Genomic DNA, 21,047 nt, shown 5'->3' with positions numbered 1-21,047 from the left:
CCGCACCAGTAGGGTCCAGCGCATGGAACCTGCAGCGGAGCGCACCGCGGACGACCTGCTCGGCGCGGTACTGGGATATGACCGCGTCTCGGGCCGCGCCGGTGCCTGGCTCGCCGGGGTCGGGGCCCTGCTGTTCGCGGCCGTCGTGTGGGGCCTGGCCCCGGTTCTGTGGCGCGCGCTCGACCACGCCGCCTGGCTGGGTGCCCCGGCCGGGAACGGGACGCCGCTCGCGGTGGACGGCAACACGGCCTACGTGGGGCTCTACGCCGCCGCGTACCTGCTCCTCGTCACGCCCGCGCTGGTGCTCGTCGCGCTGGCGCTCGTGCACCGTGGGCGCCACGGCGCGCGGGCCCGGCTCTCGAACGCGATGTTCGGCGCCGTGCACGCCGTGGCCGTGGTCCAGCTGGCGTTCGTCAGCGCCACGTTCGGCGACCCGTACTCCGGCCGCGACCTCGGCGACCGGGCCCACGACGCCGGCCTGGGCATCTGGGCCGCCGACACCGTCGAGCGCGGCTGGCTCGTGGGTCTCGCCGCCCTGGCGCTGATGCTCCTTGCGGCCGCCGTGGCCGCGGCAGTGCGTCGCGAGCGCCAGGTCCTGGTCCTTCTCCTGCTCCTCGTGCCCGCGCTCGCCCTGCCGTGGCTGGCGCTCGGCACCGACTACCTGGTACCGCCCGCCGGCTGAGACGAGCCCGCGCGCAGGCGAACGGCGAGCGTCGCGCCGAGGACGGCGACGGCGGCCGCGAGCGCCGCGGCGGCGGTCGGGGCCGAGTACGGCGTGCCGTCCCACCGCTCGACGGCGATCCAGGACAGGCCCCACGCGATCGCGAGGGCGACCGCCACGGGCCCGTTGCCCCGCACGGCCAGGACGACGCCGATGACGCCGACCACCGCGAGGACGCCGACGGCCCACCAGTCGGCGGCGAGACCCGCACCGTCGAACCCCGCGCTGGTCAGCGCCGCCGCGATGTTGGCCGCCGTGGCCACGCAGACCCAGCCCAGGTAGATGCCGAGCACGCCGTCGACCAGCACCCGGTCGAGCAGCCCGTGCGCGCGGGTGCGGAGCAGGATCAGGAACACCCGGACGAGCAGCGTGAGCAGCGCCGCGATGACCAGCACGCTCACCCAGAGCCACCCGGCCTGGACCACCAGGATCCACGCCGCGTTCAGCAGCATGGTCCCGGCGACCGGCAGGCGCAGGCGCCGCTGCCGGGCCCGCGCCTCCGGCGTCGGGGCCGGGAACCACTGGAGCACCGTGTACCCGGCGAGGCCGACGTAGACGACGGTCCACACCGAGAACGCCGCGGACGCCGGCGCGAGCAGAGTGGCGTCCGTGTCCAGTGCTCCCCCGGCCGCCGCGTTGACGGACGTGCCACCGAACACGCCGACACCGATCATGGAACCGATGACGCAGACCACGAAGCTGACGGTGACGACGATCTGCTGCAACCGGTCGTGCGATGTGTCGCGCGACGTGCCCTGTGCCATGGGAGCCCTCCTCGGGAAGACCCGGGCGGCCCCTGTACCTGCCCCGGCAGGCAACCACCCGGCGAATATGCCTAGCCTATCTAGTAAATCGCTCGGCTTCCTGTTCTGGAGAAAGGTTGGTGTCGTCCATGTCCCGAGTCCTCGTGACCGGAGCCACCGGGTACATCGGCGGGCGGCTGGTGCCCGAGCTGCTCGCCGCCGGGCACGACGTGCGGGTGCTCGCCCGCCACCCCGAACGGATCGCCTCGCGCGACTGGTCCGGCTCCGTCGAGGTGGTCGAGGGTGATGCCACCTCCCGCGCGGACCTGCGCCGGGCCCTCGACGGCGTCGACGTCGCCTACTACCTGATCCACGCCCTCGGGGCCGGCCCCGGGTTCGCGGAGCGCGACCGCAGCACCGCCCGCGGCTTCGCCGTCGTGGCACGGGAGGTCGGCGTCGGCCGGGTCATCTACCTGGGCGGCCTCTACCCCGACGGCGAACCGCTCTCGCCCCACCTGGAGTCCCGCCGCGAGGTGGAGCAGATCCTGCTCGACGGCGGCGCGCCGACGATCGTGCTGCGCGCCGCCGTGATCCTCGGCTCCGGCAGCGCGTCGTTCGAGATGATGCGGTACCTCACCGAGCGGCTCCCGGCCATGGTCGCGCCCCGCTGGATCAACAACCGCATCCAGCCGATCGCGGTGCGCGACGTGCTGCGCTACCTCGTCGGTGCGGCGGGCATCCCGGCCGACGTCAGCCGCGGCTTCGACATCGGCGGCCCCGACGTGCTCACCTACCGCGAGATGATGCAGCGCTACGCCGCCGTCGCCGGGCTGCGCCCGCGGGTGATCCGCGCCGTCCCCGTCCTGACGCCGCGGCTGGCCAGCCTCTGGGTGGGCCTGGTGACACCGGTGCCGCCGGGTATCGCGAAACCCCTGGTGGGGTCGCTCGTGCACGAGGTGGTGGCCCAGGAGGACGACATCAAGCAGTACGTGCCCGACCCGCCCGAGGGGCTGATCGGCTTCGACCGGGCGGTGGGGCTCGCACTGGCCCGGATCCGGGACCTCGACGTGCGCACGAGCTGGGTGTCCGCCTCCACACCCGGCGCGCCGTCCGACCCGCTCCCCGACGACCCCGACTGGGCCGGCGGGAGCCTGCTGGTGGACGACCGGTCGAGCGTGGTGGACACCACGAGCGAGGCGCTCTGGACCGTGATCGAGGGCATCGGCGGCGCCCACGGCTGGTACTCCTGGCGCCTGGGCTGGGTGGCGCGCGGCGTCATGGACCGTCTCTTCGGCGGGCCCGGCCTGCGGCGCGGGCGCCGGGACCCGAACCGTCTCGCGCCCGGCGACGCGCTCGACTGGTGGCGGGTGGAGAAGATCGTCCCGGGCCGGCTGCTACGGCTGCGCGCCGAGATGCGCCTGCCCGGGCTGGCCTGGCTGGAGCTGTCCGTCGAGGACGAGGCCGCCGAACGGCCCACGTTCCGCCAGCGCGCCGTCTTCCTGCCGCACGGGCTGCCCGGGCAGCTGTACTGGTGGGCGATCAGCCCGTTCCACGGCATCGTGTTCGGCGGCATGCAGCGCAACATCGCCCGCGCGGCGGCCCACGCCGCTGCCGGGTCATGATGCCGTGGGCGTGCGGGGCCGGGCGTCCTCGCGGCCGGGCGCCTCCGGGGCCGCGCGGGACCGACGGCGGCGGCCGCCGAGCCGCGACGTGCTGCCGGGCACACCGGCGTCCCAGGCCCGGGCGATGCCGAGGTGCCGCAGGTGGCCGTCGGTCACGGTGACACCGTCGGGGCCGATCCAGTGCTCGACGCCGAAGCGCTCGTCGGTCGCGGCGTCCCAGCGGCGCATGAAGGGCGTGCCGTTGTCCGTGATGACCACCGACCCGTAGGTGGTGGGCAGCGGCTCGGCCGGCAGGTGGATCACGGTGTAGACGCCCGCGAGGTCGGACGGGCCGACGGACGACACGCTGTACCAGTTGCCGTCCCGGTCCCGTTGGATCGCATAGCCGCTCGCGTCCAGGGCAACACTGAGGTGCGGCAGGTCGGCGTCGAGGAGCTCCTGGCTGTTCTGGTAGACGGTGCCGACCTGGGCTGCCTGGGTCATCGCGCGGGTCTCCTTGACGTCGGATCGGGGATATTCACCCATCCAAGCGGATTAGTCGCGATTTGGCTGGTCAACCGGGCAGCCCGGGACGCGGGTCAGCCGATCAGCCGGAAGATCGGGAAGGCGCGCCCCTCGGCCGTCTTCTCGTACGCGGCGAAACCGCTCGAGGACCCCTTGAAGCGCGCCCACATCGCGTCGCGCTCCTCGCCGGTCAGCTCCTCGACCTTCGCCCGGACGGTCACGACCGGCTCGCCCGGCACCTCGACGTCGACCTCCTCCGCGCGCCGCAGCCCGTAGACCCACGCGGGGTGCTTCGGCGAGCCGCCGGCGCTCCCGACCACGTACCGGGCGCCGTCGTCCTGGATCGCGGCGAGCGGCGCGATGCGCACGCCGCCGTCCTTTCTCGGCACGTGCACGAGCACGAGCCCCTTGCCGAACCGCACGGGCTCGTTGACCTCGCCGCCGTTGGCGCGGAAGGTGTCGACGATCTGCTGGTTGAAGTCCATGCCCGGGGCAACGCGAGCGAAACCGACGGCATTCCGCCGAAGGTGGTCCCGCGCCAGGTCAGCCGGCGTCGAACCGCTCCTCGCCCTCCAGGTCCGGGTTGTCCTCCGGATCCTCGCCGGGGACCGCCGCGCCCGCGGGGTCCTCGCCCGGGATCGCGGTGTCCGCCGCGCCCGCCGCCTCGGCCTTGAGGCGGTCGGCGTCCTCCTTCGACACCTCGACGTGGTCCCGGTGCTCCGAACCGTCGTCCGCCGCCGTGCTCCCGTGCTCACCCTCGCTCATGCCGGCTCCTTCCGCGACCCACCAGGTGCTCGGCCGGACGCGGCGCCCGGCCAGTTCTCGACGCTACGGCAGCCCCCGCACACTCGCACCCACGAGGCCGCACGGCGGCCGGCGAAGGCCGGGGGGTTGCGTAACGATATATCTTTGATCTATCTTTAGAGCGTCGGTCGAGCGGCAACGCTCCCGATCGGCGGGTCTGACGAGACGCCGTAGTGCGCGATCGCGCACCGCCTCGCCCCGCCGCGACACGTAGGAGACACACCATGCGTACCCACGACGACAACCCCCAGAACACCGGACGACGCGGCCGCGGCCGCGGCTTCCTGCCCTCGTTCGACCGCGCGAGGTTCGACGGCCCGGGCTTCGGCCCCGCGTTCGCGATGGCCGGCGGTCCCGGCCTGCCGGACGACCGCGACGACGTAGACCCGCGGGACTTCGGCCCGCGCGGGTTCGGTCCCGGCGGCCCCGGCGGGTTCGGCCCGCGCGGACCGCGCGGTGGCCACCACGAGGGCGGACGGCGGGGCCCCCGCGGCCCGCGCCGCGCCGGCCGCGGTGAGATCCGCGCCGCGATCCTGCTGCTCCTGGCGGAGCAGCCGATGCACGGCTACCAGATCATCAGCGAGCTGGCGGAGCGGACCGACGGCCGCTGGCGCCCCAGCGCCGGCGCGGTCTACCCCGCGCTGTCCCTGCTCGCCGACGAGGGCCTCGTGGCCCTCACCGAGGACCGCGGCCGCAAGCTCGCCACACTGACCGGCGAGGGCACCGCCTACGTCGAGCAGCACAAGGACGAGCTCGGCACCCCCTGGGAGCAGGTCGGCCACGGTCACGGCCGCCAGCTGCGGCACGAGCTGCGCGCGCTGGCCGACGCCGTCGAGCAGGTCGCCCGCACCGGGACCGCCGAGCAGGTGGCCACCGTCACCGCGGTGCTCGACAAGGCCCGCCGCGAGGTCTACCTGACCCTCGCCGGCGAGCCGCCCGCCCAGGACCGCTGACCCAGGACCCGACCCATGACCACCGACGGGCGGCGCCACGCGACAGCGTGGTGCCGCCCGTCTCCGCGCACCCCGGTAGACGCCTCGTGAACCACCCCTGCCCGGAGAGCGGTTACGCAGCACTCTTGACAGAATGACCGCATGACCGCACTTGAGGACCTCCTCGACGACTACCTGCTCCGGTCGGAGTCGGAGACCGAGCGGGACGAGAAGTTCGAGGAACTGATGAAGGCATTCCTGCGCTCCGACGCGGAGTGGGCCGCCGCTTTCGACGCCGTGTGGTCATGGGACGAATGGCCTGGCCACGAAGGTCCGGGCAACGGGATCAGCCTGGTCGCGCGCGAACAGGACACCGAGAACCTGGTGGCCGTCCAGTGTGCATTCCACGATCCGGCACGGCCTTTGTCGAAGCCGGATGTCGCCGCTTTCCTCTCGGCGTCGAACAAAGCCACTTTCACGACCCGGCTCGTGGTCGCGACGACCGATACCTGGGACAAAGAGCTGGAGGAACTGATCCAGGACGAGGAAATACTCGTCCACCGCATCGGGCTGACCAGGATGCTGGATTCGTCCGTCGACTGGGCCCGGTTCGGACCGGCGGCCGTGACCGCCGGATAGCCCAGGAAACCACCAGGAGGCGGCCCTGCTCCTGGGGCGCCAGGCGCACGAGCGGTCCGAGCTGCGCGAGCTCGTCGCCCGGTTCGTCGCGTCGTTCACGGCGGGCGCGCCCGCGACCCGCTGACACCCGAGGCAGGCCCCGTCAGGACGGGGCCTGCCTCGGGTCACCGGATCAGCCGCGCGGGTCCTCCCGGACCGTGAGCGAGCTGAGCACCGGGTCGCCGTCACCGAGCTCGCCCACCAGCTCGACCGTCAGGTCGCCGCCCGCGTGCTCGACGGTGGCGGTGTGCGTGTCCGCGGCGAGCCTGCCCACCGCGGCCTGCACGTCGTGCTCGTAGAGCACCGCCTCGCCGTCCACCAGCACGTCGAACGCGCGCCCGCCGACCGGGACCCGGTCGAGCTCGGCGAAGCCGAGGCCCACCTGGTACGTGCCTGCCGGAACGTCCTCGAACACGTAGGAGAACGTGCGGCCGGTCCGCTGGGTGCGGAAGAGCTGGTCGTCGTCCGTGCCCGCGATGTCCGCCCGCGTGGTCCTGACCTTGCCGCCCACGTGACCCCACGTGGCGCCCGGCCGCTTGCGGTCGAGGGCCTGGTCGGCGGACCAGACCGTGCCGTCCGCGCCCGTGAGCCCCTTGCCGCCCACGTCCACGCCGAGCCAGTAGGCCGACGAGCCGAGGGTGACGGGCAGCAGCTGCGATCCGTCCCGTCCGGCGTTCGACGCCACCAGCACGTCGCCGGTGAGCTCGCCCGGCGTGGTCCCCGAGGTGTCCACGGTCGCCGTGACCGCCGTCGACTCGCCGACCGCGAGCACGGTCGGACCCTCCAGGGGCGCGCCGGAGAGCGCCAGCCAGGGCAGGTCCACGGACCCGCTCTGCCCCCGCTCCTGCTCCGCGAACGAGACCTTCAGGGGGGCCGAGCCGGTGTTGGTCACCTGCACCTCGGCGGTCGCGGTCTGGTCCGGGCCGAGGAGCCAGTCGAGCTCGTCGCCCGAGACCTCGGCGACGCCCGTGGTCAGCTCGGTGTCGAGCGTCCGGGTCTGACCGCCCTCGGCGAGGGTCACCGTGCCGGTGGTGGCCACGTAGTCCGGCGACCAGACCTCCACGGTGCTCTCGCCGAGCAGCGCCTGGGCCTTCCAGCGCCCCTGCTTGGTGGTGGTGATCGTCCGGGTGCCGCCGTCCGGCGCCGTGAGCGTGACCACGGCGCCCGCGACCGGCTTGCCGTCGTTCGCGTCCGTGACCGTCCCCTCCAGCGTGCCCGACGCCGGCAGGGTGTACTCCAGGCCCGTACCGGCCGTCAGCGTGGCCTCCTCGTAGGAGTAGACCTGGTGGGCCCCGGTCAGGCTCTCGACCCCGATTGTCGCCGAGGAGCCCTTGGTGAGCGGGTTCTCGCCGCCCACGCCGGGGCCGTAGCCGATCTGGATCCGCCCGTCCGCCACCAGCGTGACCGAGAAGCTGACCCGCTCACCGGGCGCCTCCTGGAAGGTCACGTCGCGGTACTCGATGACCTGCGCGTCCTGGCCGTCGACCTCGGTCACGCCGAGGTAGATGCCCGCGGCGTCGTCGACCTCCAGGTCGTCCCAGAACGGGTAGAGGGCGTCGACCGGGGCCGACGACGGCAGGTCGGTGTTCCCCCAGCTGCTGCGCGAGCGGTCGAAGGTGAGCATGCCGGCGGGCGACACGCACACCCCGTCCCACGTGGTGTCGTAGAAGGGGAAGTCGAACGTGAAGAACAGCGGCCCGCACCCGCCGGTGCCGGTCCACGGAGACTTCACCGTGCCCTCCCGGTACAGACCGGTGGTGACCTTCTCCTCGTAGGTGCGGCCGGCGGGCGACACGGGGACGTCCTCCGGCCGCTCCGGCTCGGCCGGCTCCTGGGGTGCCTCCGCCTCGCGGGGGTCGAGCGTCACCAGGAGCGTGGCGATGCTCGGGGCCCGCAGGCCGTTGGTCCCCCGCAGCTCGACGGTCAGCGGACCGCCGTCGTGCTCGACGACGGCGGTGCGCACGTCCGCCGTCCCCTGGCCGGCGGTGCCCGCCGGGTCGTAGGCGTAGTGCTCCAGGGACCCGTCGACGAGCACGTCGAACACGCGCTTGCCGCGCGCCGCCTTCTCGATCTCCGCGAACCCGAGGTCGACCCGGTAGGTGCCGGCGGGGGCGTCGTCGAACACGTAGGTCAGGTCCCGGCGCACCGGGGTGCGCTGGGTCTGGAACAGCGCGTCGTCCGAGGTGCCGGCGATGGCCGAGCGCGTGGAGACGGTCCTGGTGCGACCCTCGTAGCCCCAGCCGCCGTCGCGGTGCGCCCGGTCGGCCGACCAGGCGAAGCCCGCGCCGTCGGTGAGGTCCGGCCCGCCCGCGTTCACGGCCACCTGGTACGCGGTGGTCGTCACGGTGACGGGCACGTACTCCTTGGACTGCCGGCCGGCGTCGGAGCGCACCACGATGTTCGCGGCGAGCGTCCCGGGCTCGACGTCGTCGGTGGAGACGGAGACGTCGACGGTCGTCGACTCCCCCGGTGCGAGCGTGCCGCCGGTGGTGGACAGGGACAGCCACGGCAGGTCGGTGACCTGGTCGTCCTCGACGTCGACGAGCAGCACCTCGTCCGAGATCTGGTCCGTGGCCCACAGGGCGCCGCTGGCGTCGGTGGCGAGACCGCCGCCCTGGTACGGCTTCGGCTCCGGGAACCACCAGGCGTTGACCAGCGAGCAGTCGACCGGGTCCACCTGGAGCAGCCGGCTGCGCCCGCCGGCCAGGTCGGTGTACCAGATGGTGTCGGACGCCTCGTTGTACGCCAGGCCCATGACCTGCGGCAGCGGCGGCGCGCAGAACGACAGCAGCTCGCCCGGCGTCTCGTGCGAGGTGCCGGCCACCGTGCCGATCATGCCGTTGATCCGGCCGCCCACGTAGAACACGTCACGGCCCGCGTCGTAGGCGAGGCCCGTGAGCTGCAGGGTGGACCAGTCGCCCTTGATCTCCCGCGTCTTGATGCCGGTCTCGGTGTCGAAGCAGTGGATGTAGCTGGCCGGGCTGTCCTCCATCTGGCACATGTCGCCGGTCAGCGTGTCGAGCTCCATGTCGAAGGCCCGGTAGTCCGGGTTCCAGTCGGCCGCGAACGACTTGCCGGCCTTCTTGCCCGTGACGGTGAAGGCCGTGTTGGTCTTCGCGTCGTAGTCGTGGACCCACACGTCGCCGTCGTAGCCGAGGCCGGACGGCTCGCCCTCCGTCGGCTTCCCGGAGGGCTTGAACCGGGTGATCACGTCGCCGCCCGCGAGCGTGTCCGTGACGAGCGTGTCGGCGGCCGTGTCCTTGCCCGCCGCCGCGCCCTGGGTCCCGGCGTCCACGCTCGACGCCGTGTGCTCCCGCGTCGAGCCGGACTTCCAGGCGGCCAGGTCGATGCTGCCGTTCGCACCCTTCAGGGTGCTCGTGGTCGCGCCGGCGCCGTCCAGCTCGGGGTGCCGCGCCACCTCGGCCAGGTCGAACGTGACCGGTGCCGACCCCGTGTTGGTCAGCGTGAGCGACCCCTGGTCGTGCTGGTCGGTGCCGAGCACGGTGTCCAGGCCGTCGGTCGCCAGGTCGGCGACGCCGGTGGCCAGGCGTGCGTCGACCCGCGCCTTGGCGTAGAGCTCGTCGAGCGAGAACTCGTACGACCGCGTGACGTAGTCCGGCGCGGTGACCGTCATGGTGTAGTCGCCGGTCGGGAGCTGGCGGTGCACCAGCCCGGTCCCGTTGGTCACGACACTCTCCACGAGCCGGCCGTCGCGCGTGAAGGCGACGTCCGCGCCCTCGACCGGGAGCCCGTCGTTCTCGTCGACGACCGTGGCGTCCAGGTAGCCGAAGTCGGGCAGGTCGTACGTGACGACCATCCCGTCACGCAGCACGGGGGCGTCCTGCGAGAACCGGATGCCGTCCACGCCGGCCCAGCCCTGGATGCCGGTGGTGGCGGTCGAGCCCGCGCTGAGCGGGCCGTCCTCCCCCACGCCGTCGCCGTAGGCGATGATCACCGTGCCCGAGCGCGTGATGGTGACCGAGAAGCTGATCCGGGCCGTGGTGACGTTGTCGACCGCCTCGGCCTGGACGTTCCGGTACTCGACCACGTACGCGTCCTGGCCGTCGACCGTGGTCGTGCCCGTGTAGACGCCGCCCTGGTCGTCGATCGTCAGGGGCCGGCTGATCCAGAACGGGAAGATCGCCGCCCCGCCGCTGCCCGGCCCCGCCGTGTCGGAGGCGCTGGTCGTGATGACGCCGCGCCGGCCGATGTTGAGGGTCTCGTGCGTGCCGTTGTAGAACGCGATCGGGAACGGCAGGGCCACGTCGGCCCACACGCCGTTCGTGATCTCGACCCGGTCGGTGCCCCGGCGGTACTCGCCCTCGGACACCGAGCAGGTGTACCCGCCGAGGTCGACGACGCGGTCCACCGTGACGGTCAGTGACTCGGCGCCGTCGACCGCGAACGCCGTGGTCGCGGGCGACAGGCAGGCGTTCGGGCGCACGGCGAGCGTGTACTCGCCCTCGGGGACGGCGGGCACGGTGAACGTCCCGTCGGCGCCGGTCCGGACGGCGTCCAGCGGGGTGCCGTCCACCGACACATCGGCGTTCGGGACGGGCGCGCCGTCCGGGTCCACGACCGTGCCGGTCACGTCGTATCGTCGCGCGGCGGTGAGCGTCGCGTCGAGCGTGCTCGTCGCGTCGACGGCGACCGTCGCCCGCGCGGAGCTGGGGAGGTACCCGAAGGCGCTGGTCGTGACCTCGTAGTCGCCCGCGATCACGCTCATCGAGTAGGTGCCGTCGCGGCCCGTGACGGTGCGGGGCGAGTGGCGGCCCTCGGCGGCGACGGTGGCGCCCGCGACGGGCTCGCCGTCGGCGTCGGTCACCGTGCCGGCCAGGGTGCCGGCGCCGCCGGAGGCGAGGGCCTCCTGGACCAGCGCCAGGGCGTCGATCTTGCCCTCGCCCCAGACGTTGTTGTCCTCGGCCGTGCCGCCGCAGGTCAGGTCCTCGGTATCGTGCGCGGTGCCGTCCAGCAGGGTCTTGGTGCTCTCGATGTCACCGACGAGGCTGGGCACGGCGCTCCACAGCAGCGCCACGACGCCGGCCACGTGCGGGGCCGCCATGGACGTGCCGGAGCCCGCGCCGTACCCGCCGCCGGGCAGCGCCGAGAGCACGTCGACGCCGGGCGCCGCGATGTTCGGGTTGATCTTGCCGTCGGTGCCGGGGCCGCGCGAGGAGAAGTACGCGATGTCCCCCGCGGCGTCGTACGCGCTCACGGAGTAGGTGTGGGGGTAGCGCGCGGGAAGCCGGCCGGACTCGCAGCCCGCCTCGCCCTCGTTGCCCGCGGCCCAGACGCCGAAGATCCCGGCGGCCTCCCAGGCCTCGGTCTCGTCGCCCATCCAGTCGGCGATCGGGAGCGTGTCCTCCTGCGACTGCGGGATGCCCCAGGAGTTGTTCACCACGTGGGGGCGCATCGCGGGGTCGGGGTCGCTGCCGTCGGCGCGCGTGGGCGCCAGGAGCCACTGCGCGCTGCGCAGGTAGTCGGCGCGCTCCATCGAGTTGGCGCACCGGTCCACGCAGTTGGTCGCGATCCACCGGGCGTCGGGTGCGACGCCGATCTGGTGGTCCGCGCCGTCGTCGCCCACCATCGTGCCCATCGTGTGCGTGCCGTGGCCGCCCACCTGGTTGATGATCGGGTCGCACGGCGAGCCGCTGCACAGGCCGGGGCGGTCGTACCAGTTGTAGTCGTTCTCCACCGAGCCGTCGGGCTGCGTGCCGCGGTACTTCGCGCGCAGCGCCGGGTGCTCCAGGTCCACGCCCGTGTCGAACCCGGCCACGGTGATGCCCTCACCGGTGAAGCCGAGGTCCCAGACGTCGTCCGCGTTCATCTCGTCGATGCCCCAGGTGACGGCGGCCTCGGCGGCCTGCGTGGCCCGCTCGTCCGCCGCCGTGCGGCCCGTGGGGTCCGCCGACTCGGTCGGCGGGTCCACCAGCTCCATCGCGATCTCCTCGTGCACGAGGGCGACGTCGCTGCCGGCGGCGACACGTTCGGCGAGCGCCTCGGTGCCGTCCTGGACGTGGATCGCGTTGCTGATCCAGAACGTCTGGTACTCGACGCCCGCGGCCTCGAGCTGGGCGACCACACCGGCCTGGGACTGCTCGGCGTTCTTCACGAGGGCGTCGTAGACGTACCGGCCGCGCTCGCCCCAGTCGGCGATGTCCTTGGCGGGCTCCAGGTCGGGCCGGTCGGCGAGCTGGACCCAGAAGTCGGCGCGCACCTCCTCGGCCAGCGTCTCGGCCACCTCGTCGGTGACCTTCTCGGCCACCTCGTCCCGGGCGGGCGGCGTCGGGTCGGCGGCCGGTGCGGCCCCCGCCGACGGCACGGCCCACAGGGCCGTGGTGAGGACGGTGGCGACCGACAGGGCCGCCGCCACCGCCCTGCGCGGATGCGGATGAGCTGAGGGCACGTTCACTCCATGGTTCGTGGCCGGGGCTTTGCCCCGTCGTGGGGCAACGAGCGCAAATTTGCGCCCCGACGACGGCGGCCACAAGGTCAATCACGCTGCTGACCAGCGCAATTGCACAGATGAGAAGTGCACGCCGGGCTCAGCCGACCAGGTCGCCCGCGTGCCGCAGCACCGGTCCTCCGCCCGGGATCGCCTCGGCGATCGTCTCCGTGAGCCCCGGGTCCGCCCCCGCGATCCGGAAGGCCGCCGACTCCCCGGGCAGCAGCGTGACCAGCGCGTCGCCCACCGAGGCTCCGGCGTCGAGCCGGTCGGCGTGCAGGGTCAGGTCGCGCACGAACGCGTCGGTGGTGACCGTGACCTCGATGTCGCCGGAGCCGTCGGCGAGCGGCACCGCCTTCACGTCGAGCCGCGGGCGCGGGTAGGCGAGGTCGCGGTCGACGGTGAAGTACCGCCAGGCGCGGGCCGCGCCGTCGACGTCGGCCACCAGGAGCTCGGCGGCGGCATCGCCCGGCTCGGCCAGGCCCGGGTCGAGGGCCAGCGTCGCGCCCGCCACGGAGCCGACCTCGAACGTGACCGACTGCTCGGCCAGCACCCGGCCGTCGAGGCCGACGCGGCGGACCGTCGCCGAGCCCGCCCAGTCCTCGACGCCGTCGTTGACCAGCACGAGCGCGAGACCGCCGTCGCGCGGCTGGATCGTCGCGAGCCGCGGCGCGAACGCGGCGCGCACGGCGAACCAGGCGGGCCGGCGCCGCCCGGCGGAGTCGACCACCGCCCACGACGCGACCGGCCAGCAGTCGTTGAGCTGCCACACGATCGAGCCCATGTTGAGCGGCCGCAGCGAGCGGAAGTGCTCGATCGCGAAGGTCAGGGCGCGCGCCTGGTTGAGCTGCATCGCCCAGTGCCAGTCGGCCATCCCCGTGGGCTCGTCGAAGTACGGCGCCAGGCCGCGCGACAGCTTGAGGGAGCCGTCGACCGCCTTCTGGTGGTGCAGCACGCCCGGCGAGTCCGGCAGCAGGGGGTCGTCGCGGACGGCGTCCGTCAGGGTGCGCCAGGCGGGCGGCCCCTGCCAGCCGAACTCCGAGACGAACCGCGGCCGGTCCTCCTGGAAGACCTGGTAGCCCTGCTCGTTCCAGCCGTCCCACAGGTGCACCACGCCGCGGGAGCGGTCGTTCGAGTACACCTCCGGGGTGCCGGAGTACGGGCTGCCCGGCCAGTAGAACGCGTGCGGGCTGACGTCGGCGACCACCCGCGGCAGGACGTCCAGGTAGTACCGCTCGCCCCAGGGCCGGTCGCCGAGGCGCTCCTTCCAGCCCCAGTCGTGCCAGCCGAGCCAGTTCTCGTTGTTGCCGTTCCAGATCACCAGCGAGGGGTGCGACATCAGGCGCACGACGTTCTCGCGCGCCTCCGCCTCGACCTCCTCCAGCAGCCACTCGTGCTCCGGGTACGGCGCGCACGCGAAGGCGAAGTCCTGCCAGACCAGGAAGCCGAGCTCGTCGCACTGCGCGTAGAAGTCGTCCGACTCGTACAGGCCGCCGCCCCACACGCGCAGGATGTTCGCGTTCGCCTCGGCGGCGTCGCGCAGCCGGGCGGCGACGTCGTCGTGCGTCACGCGGTGCGGGAAGCAGTCGTCGGGGATCCAGTTGAAGCCGAGCGCGGCGACCGGGCGCCCGTTGACCACGAACGCGAACGACTCGCCGTCGGCGTCCGGGTCGCGGCGCACCTCGACGGAGCGGAAGCCGACCCGCCGGTCGTCGCGGTCGAGCGGCTCGCCCGTGACGCGGTCGAGCAGCTCGACCTCCAGGTCGTGCAGCGGCTGCGCCCCGGCGCCGCGCGGCCACCACAGGTCGGCGTCCGCCACCGGGACCTCGACCACGAGCCGCGCCGAGGTCTCCGCGGCAGGCACCACGATGCTCCGCTCGGCGCCCGCCACCCGCACGACCACGGCGACGTCGTGCGCCGTGGTGGTCCGTTCGAGCTCCACGCCCACCTCGACCACACCGCGCCACCCGGTGCCGTCCCGTTCGGCGCGCGCCTCGACCCGCGTCTCGGCGAGCCGGGCGACCGACCACGACTCGATGCGCACCGGGCGCCAGATGCCGGCGGTGACCAGCGTGGGACCCCAGTCCCAGCCGAAGTTGCACGCCATCTTGCGGATGTGGGCCGACGGCGAGTCGAACGCGCGCCGCTCCTCGTCGTCCAGGCCGTCGAAGGGACCCCAGGGCGCGTCGAACACGACGGAGACCTCGGCCCCCTCCGCCCGGTCCAGCGGCACACGGTAGGAGCGGAACATGTTGCGGGTGCGCAGGCGCTCGATGCCGTCGACGGACACCGTGGCGAGCGTGTCGAGGCCGTCGAGCACGAGGTCGGTGCGCTCCGCGCGGGGCGCACCGGGCAGCGCGGCCGCCGGCAGCGTCGTCTCGTAGCGCCAGCGCGAGCGGCCGATCCACGGCGTCAGCAGCTCGTTGCGGTCGAGGTACGGGTCCTCGATGAGCCCGGCGGCCAGCAGGTCGGTGTGGACGGTGCCAGGGACCGTGGCCGGGACGGGCAGTCCGGCGAGGACCGCGGCGTCGGCGTCGGGTCCGGCGGTGTCGAGGTGCAGGGTCCAGGGACCGGGCGCGGCGGTGCGCGTGAGCATGGGAGGCCACCAGGGATTCTCGGAGCGGGCAGAGCGGGACGAGCGTTCCAGGAATTTCTTTCCGCTGTCAAGCAAGTCTCGCCCAACCCTTGCGCGGAGGGCGCGGGCTGTGGTTATTTGATCGCGTCAAAAAAGGACGTATCGCCCGCCGGGCGGCGTCCAGCGCCTGGAACAGTGCCGTTCCGCACGTCGCCAACGCGCATCCTCGTCAAGGATGGAGAGCAGCACCCATGACAAGCCCCCGACGCCTGCTACGGCAGGCGCTGTGCGGACTCGCCCTCGTCGGCCTCGTGGCCGCCGGCTCCGCCGCTCCCGCGGTCGCCACGGCCCCGACGGCCGCCGCCGACCCCGCCCCCACGCCCCCGCCGGCCGTCCCCCGCGTCGAGCCCGGCGACCTCGCCACGTCGCCGTACATGGGCTGGAGCAGCTTCAGCATGCAGGTCTACAGCGGCGACGGCCGCTGGATCGACGCCGACCAGCTCATCGCCCAGTCGGACGCCATGCACACCAAGCTGCAGCGCTACGGCTACGACCGCATCAACGTGGACGCGGGCTGGAACGACGGCGTCGACGAGTACGGCCGCCCCAAGCCGAGCACGTCGCTGTACCCGGACGGCCTGCAGGCCGTGATCGACCACGTGCACGACAACGGGCAGAAGTTCGGGCTGTACTTCATCCCGGGCATCGGCCCGGAGGTCTACGAGGCCGACCTGCCGATCTGGAACGCGCCCGGCTGCAGCACCGGCGACATCGTCAAGCAGCCGCTCACCCGCGCCGACTACTGGGGCATCGGCTGGGCGCTCGACTTCGACAACCCCTGCACCACCAGGTACATCGACTCGATCGGCGCCCTGCTGGGCGACTGGGGCGTCGACTTCGTCAAGTTCGACAGCGTGACCCCCGGCTCCGGCATCTCCGACCTGTCGCTCGACGCCCGCCGCGACGTCGCCGCCTGGTCCGACGCGCTGCACAGCCGCGACATCTGGTTCGAGCTGTCCTGGGCGCTCGACCCGGCCTACGCGGACTACTGGAAGGAGCAGGCCGACGGCTGGCGCCTCGACTGGGACGTCGAGTGCTACTGCGAGAACGAGGCCCTGACCACGTGGCCCAACATCGCGCGCCTGTTCCCCAAGGCCGAGCAGTGGTGGCGGCACACCGGCCCGGGCGGGTTCGGCGACCTCGACTCGCTCAACGTCGGCAACGGCCGCATGGACGGCCTGACGCAGGACGAGCGCCGCACCGCGACCAGCCTGTGGGCCATCTCCGCGGCCCCGATGTACACCGGGAACGACCTCACGCAGCTCGACACGTTCGGCCTGAGCCTGCTCACCAACGAGGAGGTCGTCGCGATCAACCAGGCCGCGATCCCGGCGCACCCCGTCTCGACGTCGGGCAAGCGGCAGGTCTGGTACTCGCTGCAGGACGACGGCTCGTACGTGGTCGGGCTCTTCAACCTCGGCTCGACCGACGCCGACGTCACGGCCGACTGGACGGATCTCGGGCTCGCCGACGGCGGCCACAAGGTGCGCGACGTGTGGGCGAGGAAGAACCTCGGCACGTTCACCGAGGGCTTCACGGCCACCGACGTGCCGCCGCACGGCGTGCGGCTGCTGCGGGTCACGCCCGCCGCGCGCGCGGCGTCGACCGTGAACGACGACGTGCTCCAGGTGGGCTACGGCGGCGACTGGCAGCGCAACGGGAACCAGGAGGTCGCGGCGACGTCGCAGGACCTCGCGGTCTCGGTCGTGGCGGACGGCGACGAGCCGCCCGCGCCGGGCGACACCGACGCCCGCGTCACGCGGCTCAACGACGACGCGTCCGAGATCACCTACTCCGGGAGCTGGAGCCACAGCACCGGCCGCGGGTTCGGGGACCACGAGGACGACGTGCACTGGACCGAGAAGGACGGCGACGCCTTCGAGCTGACCTTCCGCGGCACCGGCGTGACGTACGTGACCGAGCGCGACGAGTCGCAGGGCGAGGTGGCGGTCCACCTCGACGGCGAGCTCGTCGACACGGTCGACGCGTCGCTGCCCGCCGGCACGCCGCGCGCGAGCCAGCAGGCCGTGTGGACGACGTCGGACCTGGAGGACGGCGAGCACACACTGCGGATCGAGAAGAAGAGCGGGCGGTTCATGCTGCTCGACCGCATCGACGTGGAGCAGGAGAACCTCGTGACGCCGAACGCGATAGTGGTGCCCGACGAGCAGGCCGACGCGGCCCGCATCGAGCTGGCCCGCGACCCGGGCGAGCTCACGGCGGTCCGGCACGGCGACACGGTGCTGCAGCGGGGCACCGACTGGACCGCGGACGGTCAGGCGGTCGTGCTGTCGGCCGGGTTCCTCACGGCGCTGCCCGCCGGCGACACCGCGCTCACGTTCGCGTTCCGTGGTGACGGCGCCGACGACGTGCACACGGCCACCGGCGAGGCCTGGACCGACCTCACGTTCACCGGCACGGGGGCGACGTGGATCGCGCCGACGGCGCCGGACCAGGGTCCCGTGCACGTCTACGTGGACGGGGCGCTGAAGCAGACCGTCGACACGAGCACGGCCACACGCCGGACGCAGCAGGAGCTGTACTCCGTGTCCGGCCTCAAGCGGGGCAGCCACCGCATCGTGGTGGTGAACGGTTCGGACGCGCCGATCCGGAGCGACGGCTTCCGGTTCGACCGCTAGCCCGCACGTGTCAGACGCTCAGGTCCCCCGGGGGGCCTGAGCGTCTGACACGTTCACTCTGCCGTGAGCTCCAGCACCATGCCCGACGCCGGCTGGAGCACCGGCAGCGTCAGCCCGACGCCGGCGAGGATCGCGCCGGACACCCGGAAGCCCTCGGCGTCGCGGGCCCGCGCGATCCACGCGGGCTCCTGACCGTGCATCGCGGCCGGGCCGAACGCGTCCGGCACGCGCACCACGTAGTCCCGGTCGCGGTCCAGGCCCGGGAACGGCACCCGCGCCGTCTGCGGCCCGGCCGAGCTCGCCAGCCGCACCCACGCGAACAGCGCCCGCGCGCCGTCCTCGGCCACGGTGCCGTGCAGCAGCGTCTGCTCGTCGGCGAGGTCCGCGTGCACGCGCGCTCCCCCGTGCAGCAGGTCCCGCCGCGACGTCACGAACGCGGCCCAGGACGCGAGCCGCTCCATCTCGTCCTCGGTGCAGCCCGTGATGTCCCACTCGATCCCCGGCGCGGCGAACGCCGCCGTCACCAGTCGGAACGACAGGTCGGTGACCCGGTTCGTGGTGTGCGCCCGTGCCGCGCCCACGTGCGAGCCCAGCAGCTCCGGCGGCAGCAGCAGCTCGCTCCAGAGCTGGATCTGCTGGCGCTCCACGGGGTCGTTGCAGTCCGACGTCCAGACCCGCTCGGTGCGGTCCAGGATGCCGAGGTCGATGCGGCCGCCACCCGACGCGCAGCTCTCGATCTCCAGGTCCGGGTGCCTGTCGTGCAGCTCGTCGAGCAGGGCGTAGAGCGCCAGCGTCTGCCGCCGCACCCCCGGCCGGTCCCCGGCGGCGCCGCCGCGGACCACCGCCTCGTGCAGCTCCCGGTTGTGGTCCCACTTGATGTAGGCGATCTCGTAGCGCTCCACCAGCTTCGAGATCGACTCCAGCAGGTAGGCGTACGCGTCGGGGTGCGCGACGTCGAGCACGTACTGGTTGCGGAAGCTCGAACCCACGCCCGCCGACGGCGCCAGCAGCCACTCCGGGTGCAGGCGCGCGAGGTCGGAGTCGAGGTTGACCATCTCGGGCTCGAACCACAGCCCGAACTCCATCCCCGCCTCGCGCACCCGCGTGACGAACGGGTCGAGCCCGTCGGGCCAGACGTCCGCCTCGATCTGCCAGTCGCCGAGGCCGGCCGTGTCGTCCCGCCGGCCGCGGAACCAGCCGTCGTCGAGCACGATCCGCTCCACGCCCACCCGGGCCGCGCGGTCCACGAGCTCGCCGAGCCGGCCCAGGTCGTGGTCGAAGTAGACGGCCTCCCACGTGTTGAGCACCAGGGGCTGCGGCACCCGGCGCGGACGGCGCGCGCGGGTGCGGCGGTGGAACCGGTCGGCGAGGCCGTCCAGCCCGGCGTCCGACCAGGCGAACAGCACGTCGGGCGCCGCGTAGCTCTCCCCCGGGGCCAGCCGCACCTCGCCGGGGCGCAGCAGCTCGCCGCCGCCGAGCACGGCCGCGTGCGCGCCCGCGCCCTCGGACAGACGCTGCACGATCCAGCGCTGGTCGCCGCTCCACGCCACGTGGGCCGCCCAGACCTCGCCCGACCGGTGGGCGAAGCCCGGCGTGCCGACCGCGACCAGGTACGGCGAGTCGAGCCCCGGCTTGCCCCGGCGCACCTCGCGCAGGTGCGTGCCGTCCACCAGCGGCAGCCGCTGCGGCTGCCGCTCCCGGCTCCAGCGCCCGCTGAAGTCGAGCACCTCCGTGGCGCGCGCCGGGAGGGGCAGCAGCGCCACGACGTGCGCGAGGTCGTAGGCGTCCGCGCCGTCCGCCCCCGCTGGCCCCGCGGTCACGGTCCACCGCACCCGCAGCACGCCCGTGGCCTCCAGCTCCACCTCGGCCGCCAGCGCGAGGTCCGCGATCGGCTCGCGCACGTCCAGGCGCACCGCGCCGCCGACGCCGTCGGCCGGGACCTCCACGGTCGCCCCCACCAGCTCCGGGCGCGGCGTGGTCGCCGTCCCGGCGCGGTGGCCCTCGAGGCCCGGCAGGCCGGACCAGGTGTCCCGCTCCACGGGCAGGAGCGTGACCGCGCGCGGCGCCTCCGGCGAGTTGGCGACCCGTGCCGTCACCGCGGACTCGCGCAGCGCGGCGACGCCGTCGGGGCCGACGTCGCCGAGGTCCTCACCCCAATGCAGCACCCGGGGCATCTCGCCCGCGAGATCGAGCACGAGCGACACCCCGGCCGCGCGCAGCACCGCGTATTCATCACCAGCAGACATCTTCACCACCCCGAATCGACTTTCTTGACAGCGGAAACTTAGTCGCCCTACGCTCTCGGCAGCAAGCGAGGTGCCTACACCTCCTGCACTTCGACGACGAGGGATGAGGCCGATGGCGATCTCCACCACGACCCCGGCGCGCGAGCGAACCGCGGCCGGACGTGCACGCACGACGGGACCGGTGCGCCGCACCAGTTCGCCCGCCCACCGCGGGGACGCGCGGCTGGCCTGGGTCCTCATCGCCCCGGCCGTCATCGGCTTCCTCGCCTTCGCGGCCTACCCGACGCTGCGCGGGATCTACCTGAGCTTCACCGACTTCCGGGTGCTCACCCCGCCGGAGTGGACCGGCCTGGACAACCTGAAGCGGCTCGTGGCCGACGAGGTCTTCTGGCACTCGCTCGGCGTGACGGCGTACTTCGTGCTCCTGTCGGTCGTGATCGGCATGACGCTGTCGGTCACGACGGCCGTGGTGCTGCACCGGCTCACGGCCTCCACGGCCCTGCGCGGCGTCATCATCCTGCCGTTCCTCATCTCCGGCGTCGTCGCCGCGACCACGTGGTCCTGGATGCTCGACGCGCAGCTCGGCATCGTGAACATCGCCATCCGCCAGCTCGGGCTCGACCCGGTCTTCTTCCTGGGCTCCAGCAAGTGGGCGATCCCCACGATCGCGCTGATCAGCGTCTGGAAGGGCATGGGATACAACGCGATCATCGTGTTCGCCGGCCTGCAGACCATCCCGCCGACCGTCTACGAGGCGGGGCGGATCGACGGCGCGAACGAGATGCAGATGTTCCGGCGCCTCACGCTGCCCCTGCTGCGGCCCGTGCTGGCGATGGTGCTGGTGCTGACGGTGATCGGCTCGTTCCAGGTCTTCGACCTCGTGGCCGTGACCACCCAGGGCGGCCCAGCCCGGGCGTCCAACGTGCTGCAGCTCTACATCTACGACAAGGCCTTCGGCCAGTTCGAGTTCGGCTACGCCGCCACGATGTCGCTCGCGCTGTTCGCGATGCTCATCGCCATCACCTTCCTGCAGATGCGCCTGCTGCGCGCCGACGAGTCCGACACCGACTGACCCGTC

At 73.2% G+C, this 21,047-nt stretch carries 13 protein-coding genes; 6 read left to right on the top strand and 7 right to left on the bottom strand.

Translation table 11 applies throughout. From position 1 onward, the window contains the following. The first annotated feature begins 22 nt into the window (after positions 1–22). A complete protein-coding gene (locus ACIPN7_RS17710; protein ID WP_400544919.1) occupies positions 23–682 on the top strand; it encodes a hypothetical protein in 660 nt (219 codons plus the stop codon). On the opposite strand, the gene ACIPN7_RS17705 is transcribed toward ACIPN7_RS17710, so the two are convergent. After that, positions 658–1,485, bottom strand: coding sequence for a tryptophan-rich sensory protein (locus tag ACIPN7_RS17705; RefSeq protein ID WP_400544916.1), 828 nt, complete (start codon positions 1,483–1,485; stop codon positions 658–660). The two genes, ACIPN7_RS17710 and ACIPN7_RS17705, sit on opposite strands and share 25 nt — an antisense overlap. A 128-nt stretch (positions 1,486–1,613) precedes the next feature. On the opposite strand from ACIPN7_RS17705, the gene ACIPN7_RS17700 reads away from it, so the two are divergent. Continuing rightward, positions 1,614–3,086: an SDR family oxidoreductase gene (locus tag ACIPN7_RS17700; RefSeq protein ID WP_400544913.1), complete on the top strand. Its 1,473-nt coding sequence runs from the start codon at positions 1,614–1,616 to the stop codon at positions 3,084–3,086. Here ACIPN7_RS17700 and ACIPN7_RS17695 read toward each other — a convergent pair. The 3 genes from ACIPN7_RS17695 to ACIPN7_RS17685 all read right to left on the bottom strand — a co-directional run bounded on the left by ACIPN7_RS17695 (position 3,081) and on the right by ACIPN7_RS17685 (position 4,355). After that, positions 3,081–3,569 carry a hypothetical protein gene (locus tag ACIPN7_RS17695; protein WP_400544910.1) on the bottom strand — a complete coding sequence of 163 codons (489 nt, stop codon included), beginning with the start codon at positions 3,567–3,569 and terminating at the stop codon, positions 3,081–3,083. The two genes, ACIPN7_RS17700 and ACIPN7_RS17695, sit on opposite strands and share 6 nt — an antisense overlap. A gap of 95 nt (positions 3,570–3,664) precedes the next feature. Continuing rightward, complete coding sequence (locus ACIPN7_RS17690; RefSeq protein WP_400544907.1) at positions 3,665–4,075, bottom strand: nitroreductase family deazaflavin-dependent oxidoreductase; 411 nt, start codon at positions 4,073–4,075, stop codon at positions 3,665–3,667. A 58-nt stretch (positions 4,076–4,133) separates the two neighbouring features. Next, complete coding sequence (locus tag ACIPN7_RS17685) at positions 4,134–4,355, bottom strand: hypothetical protein (protein ID WP_400544904.1); 222 nt, start codon at positions 4,353–4,355, stop codon at positions 4,134–4,136. Between the two features lie 263 nt (positions 4,356–4,618). Here ACIPN7_RS17685 and ACIPN7_RS17680 point away from each other — a divergent pair, with 263 nt between their 5' ends. Continuing rightward, entirely contained in the window at positions 4,619–5,347 is a 729-nt protein-coding gene (locus ACIPN7_RS17680) for a PadR family transcriptional regulator (RefSeq protein WP_400544901.1), read from the top strand. Positions 5,348–5,488: 141 nt separating this feature from the next. Then, entirely contained in the window at positions 5,489–5,965 is a 477-nt protein-coding gene (locus ACIPN7_RS17675; protein WP_400544898.1) for a hypothetical protein, read from the top strand. A 172-nt stretch (positions 5,966–6,137) separates the two neighbouring features. Here ACIPN7_RS17675 and ACIPN7_RS17670 read toward each other — a convergent pair whose 3' ends face one another. Next, positions 6,138–12,410, bottom strand: coding sequence for a carboxypeptidase regulatory-like domain-containing protein (locus ACIPN7_RS17670; RefSeq protein ID WP_400544895.1), 6,273 nt, complete (start codon positions 12,408–12,410; stop codon positions 6,138–6,140). Positions 12,411–12,549: 139 nt separating this feature from the next. Then, a complete protein-coding gene (locus ACIPN7_RS17665; protein ID WP_400544892.1) occupies positions 12,550–15,045 on the bottom strand; it encodes a glycoside hydrolase family 2 protein in 2,496 nt (831 codons plus the stop codon). A gap of 230 nt (positions 15,046–15,275) precedes the next feature. Between ACIPN7_RS17665 and ACIPN7_RS17660 the strand changes: the two genes are divergently transcribed. Continuing rightward, positions 15,276–17,723: a X2-like carbohydrate binding domain-containing protein gene (locus ACIPN7_RS17660; protein ID WP_400544889.1), complete on the top strand. Its 2,448-nt coding sequence runs from the start codon at positions 15,276–15,278 to the stop codon at positions 17,721–17,723. Between the two features lie 53 nt (positions 17,724–17,776). Here the strand turns inward: ACIPN7_RS17660 and ACIPN7_RS17655 are convergent, their stop codons facing one another. Continuing rightward, the gene (locus ACIPN7_RS17655) at positions 17,777–19,969 is read right to left on the bottom strand and encodes an alpha-galactosidase (protein ID WP_400544886.1); all 2,193 of its coding nucleotides are present in this window, start codon (positions 19,967–19,969) and stop codon (positions 17,777–17,779) included. A gap of 112 nt (positions 19,970–20,081) precedes the next feature. Between ACIPN7_RS17655 and ACIPN7_RS17650 the strand changes: the two genes are divergently transcribed. Then, positions 20,082–21,041: a carbohydrate ABC transporter permease gene (locus tag ACIPN7_RS17650; protein WP_400544883.1), complete on the top strand. Its 960-nt coding sequence runs from the start codon at positions 20,082–20,084 to the stop codon at positions 21,039–21,041. The last annotated feature ends 6 nt before the right edge of the window (positions 21,042–21,047 follow it).

The organism is Promicromonospora sp. NPDC090134, assembly GCF_044746965.1.
Classification (GTDB): Bacteria; Actinomycetota; Actinomycetes; order Actinomycetales; family Cellulomonadaceae; genus Promicromonospora.
The sequence above is the reverse complement of the archived record's forward strand: the minus strand, read 5'-3'. Positions and strand labels throughout refer to the sequence as shown.

What these genes read in the sequence shown, in the direction of transcription:
- ACIPN7_RS17650 (WP_400544883.1), top strand. Translation starts at nt 20,082, where the DNA reads ATGGCGATCTCCACCACGACCCCGGCGCGCGAGCGAACCGCGGCCGGA.
- ACIPN7_RS17700 (WP_400544913.1), top strand. Translation starts at nt 1,614, where the DNA reads ATGTCCCGAGTCCTCGTGACCGGAGCCACCGGGTACATCGGCGGGCGG.
- ACIPN7_RS17660 (WP_400544889.1), top strand. Translation starts at nt 15,276, where the DNA reads ATGACAAGCCCCCGACGCCTGCTACGGCAGGCGCTGTGCGGACTCGCC.
- ACIPN7_RS17690 (WP_400544907.1), bottom strand. Translation starts at nt 4,075, where the DNA reads ATGGACTTCAACCAGCAGATCGTCGACACCTTCCGCGCCAACGGCGGC.
- ACIPN7_RS17685 (WP_400544904.1), bottom strand. Translation starts at nt 4,355, where the DNA reads ATGAGCGAGGGTGAGCACGGGAGCACGGCGGCGGACGACGGTTCGGAG.
- ACIPN7_RS17695 (WP_400544910.1), bottom strand. Translation starts at nt 3,569, where the DNA reads ATGACCCAGGCAGCCCAGGTCGGCACCGTCTACCAGAACAGCCAGGAG.
- ACIPN7_RS17675 (WP_400544898.1), top strand. Translation starts at nt 5,489, where the DNA reads ATGACCGCACTTGAGGACCTCCTCGACGACTACCTGCTCCGGTCGGAG.
- ACIPN7_RS17655 (WP_400544886.1), bottom strand. Translation starts at nt 19,969, where the DNA reads ATGTCTGCTGGTGATGAATACGCGGTGCTGCGCGCGGCCGGGGTGTCG.
- ACIPN7_RS17705 (WP_400544916.1), bottom strand. Translation starts at nt 1,485, where the DNA reads ATGGCACAGGGCACGTCGCGCGACACATCGCACGACCGGTTGCAGCAG.
- ACIPN7_RS17710 (WP_400544919.1), top strand. Translation starts at nt 23, where the DNA reads ATGGAACCTGCAGCGGAGCGCACCGCGGACGACCTGCTCGGCGCGGTA.
- ACIPN7_RS17665 (WP_400544892.1), bottom strand. Translation starts at nt 15,045, where the DNA reads ATGCTCACGCGCACCGCCGCGCCCGGTCCCTGGACCCTGCACCTCGAC.
- ACIPN7_RS17680 (WP_400544901.1), top strand. Translation starts at nt 4,619, where the DNA reads ATGCGTACCCACGACGACAACCCCCAGAACACCGGACGACGCGGCCGC.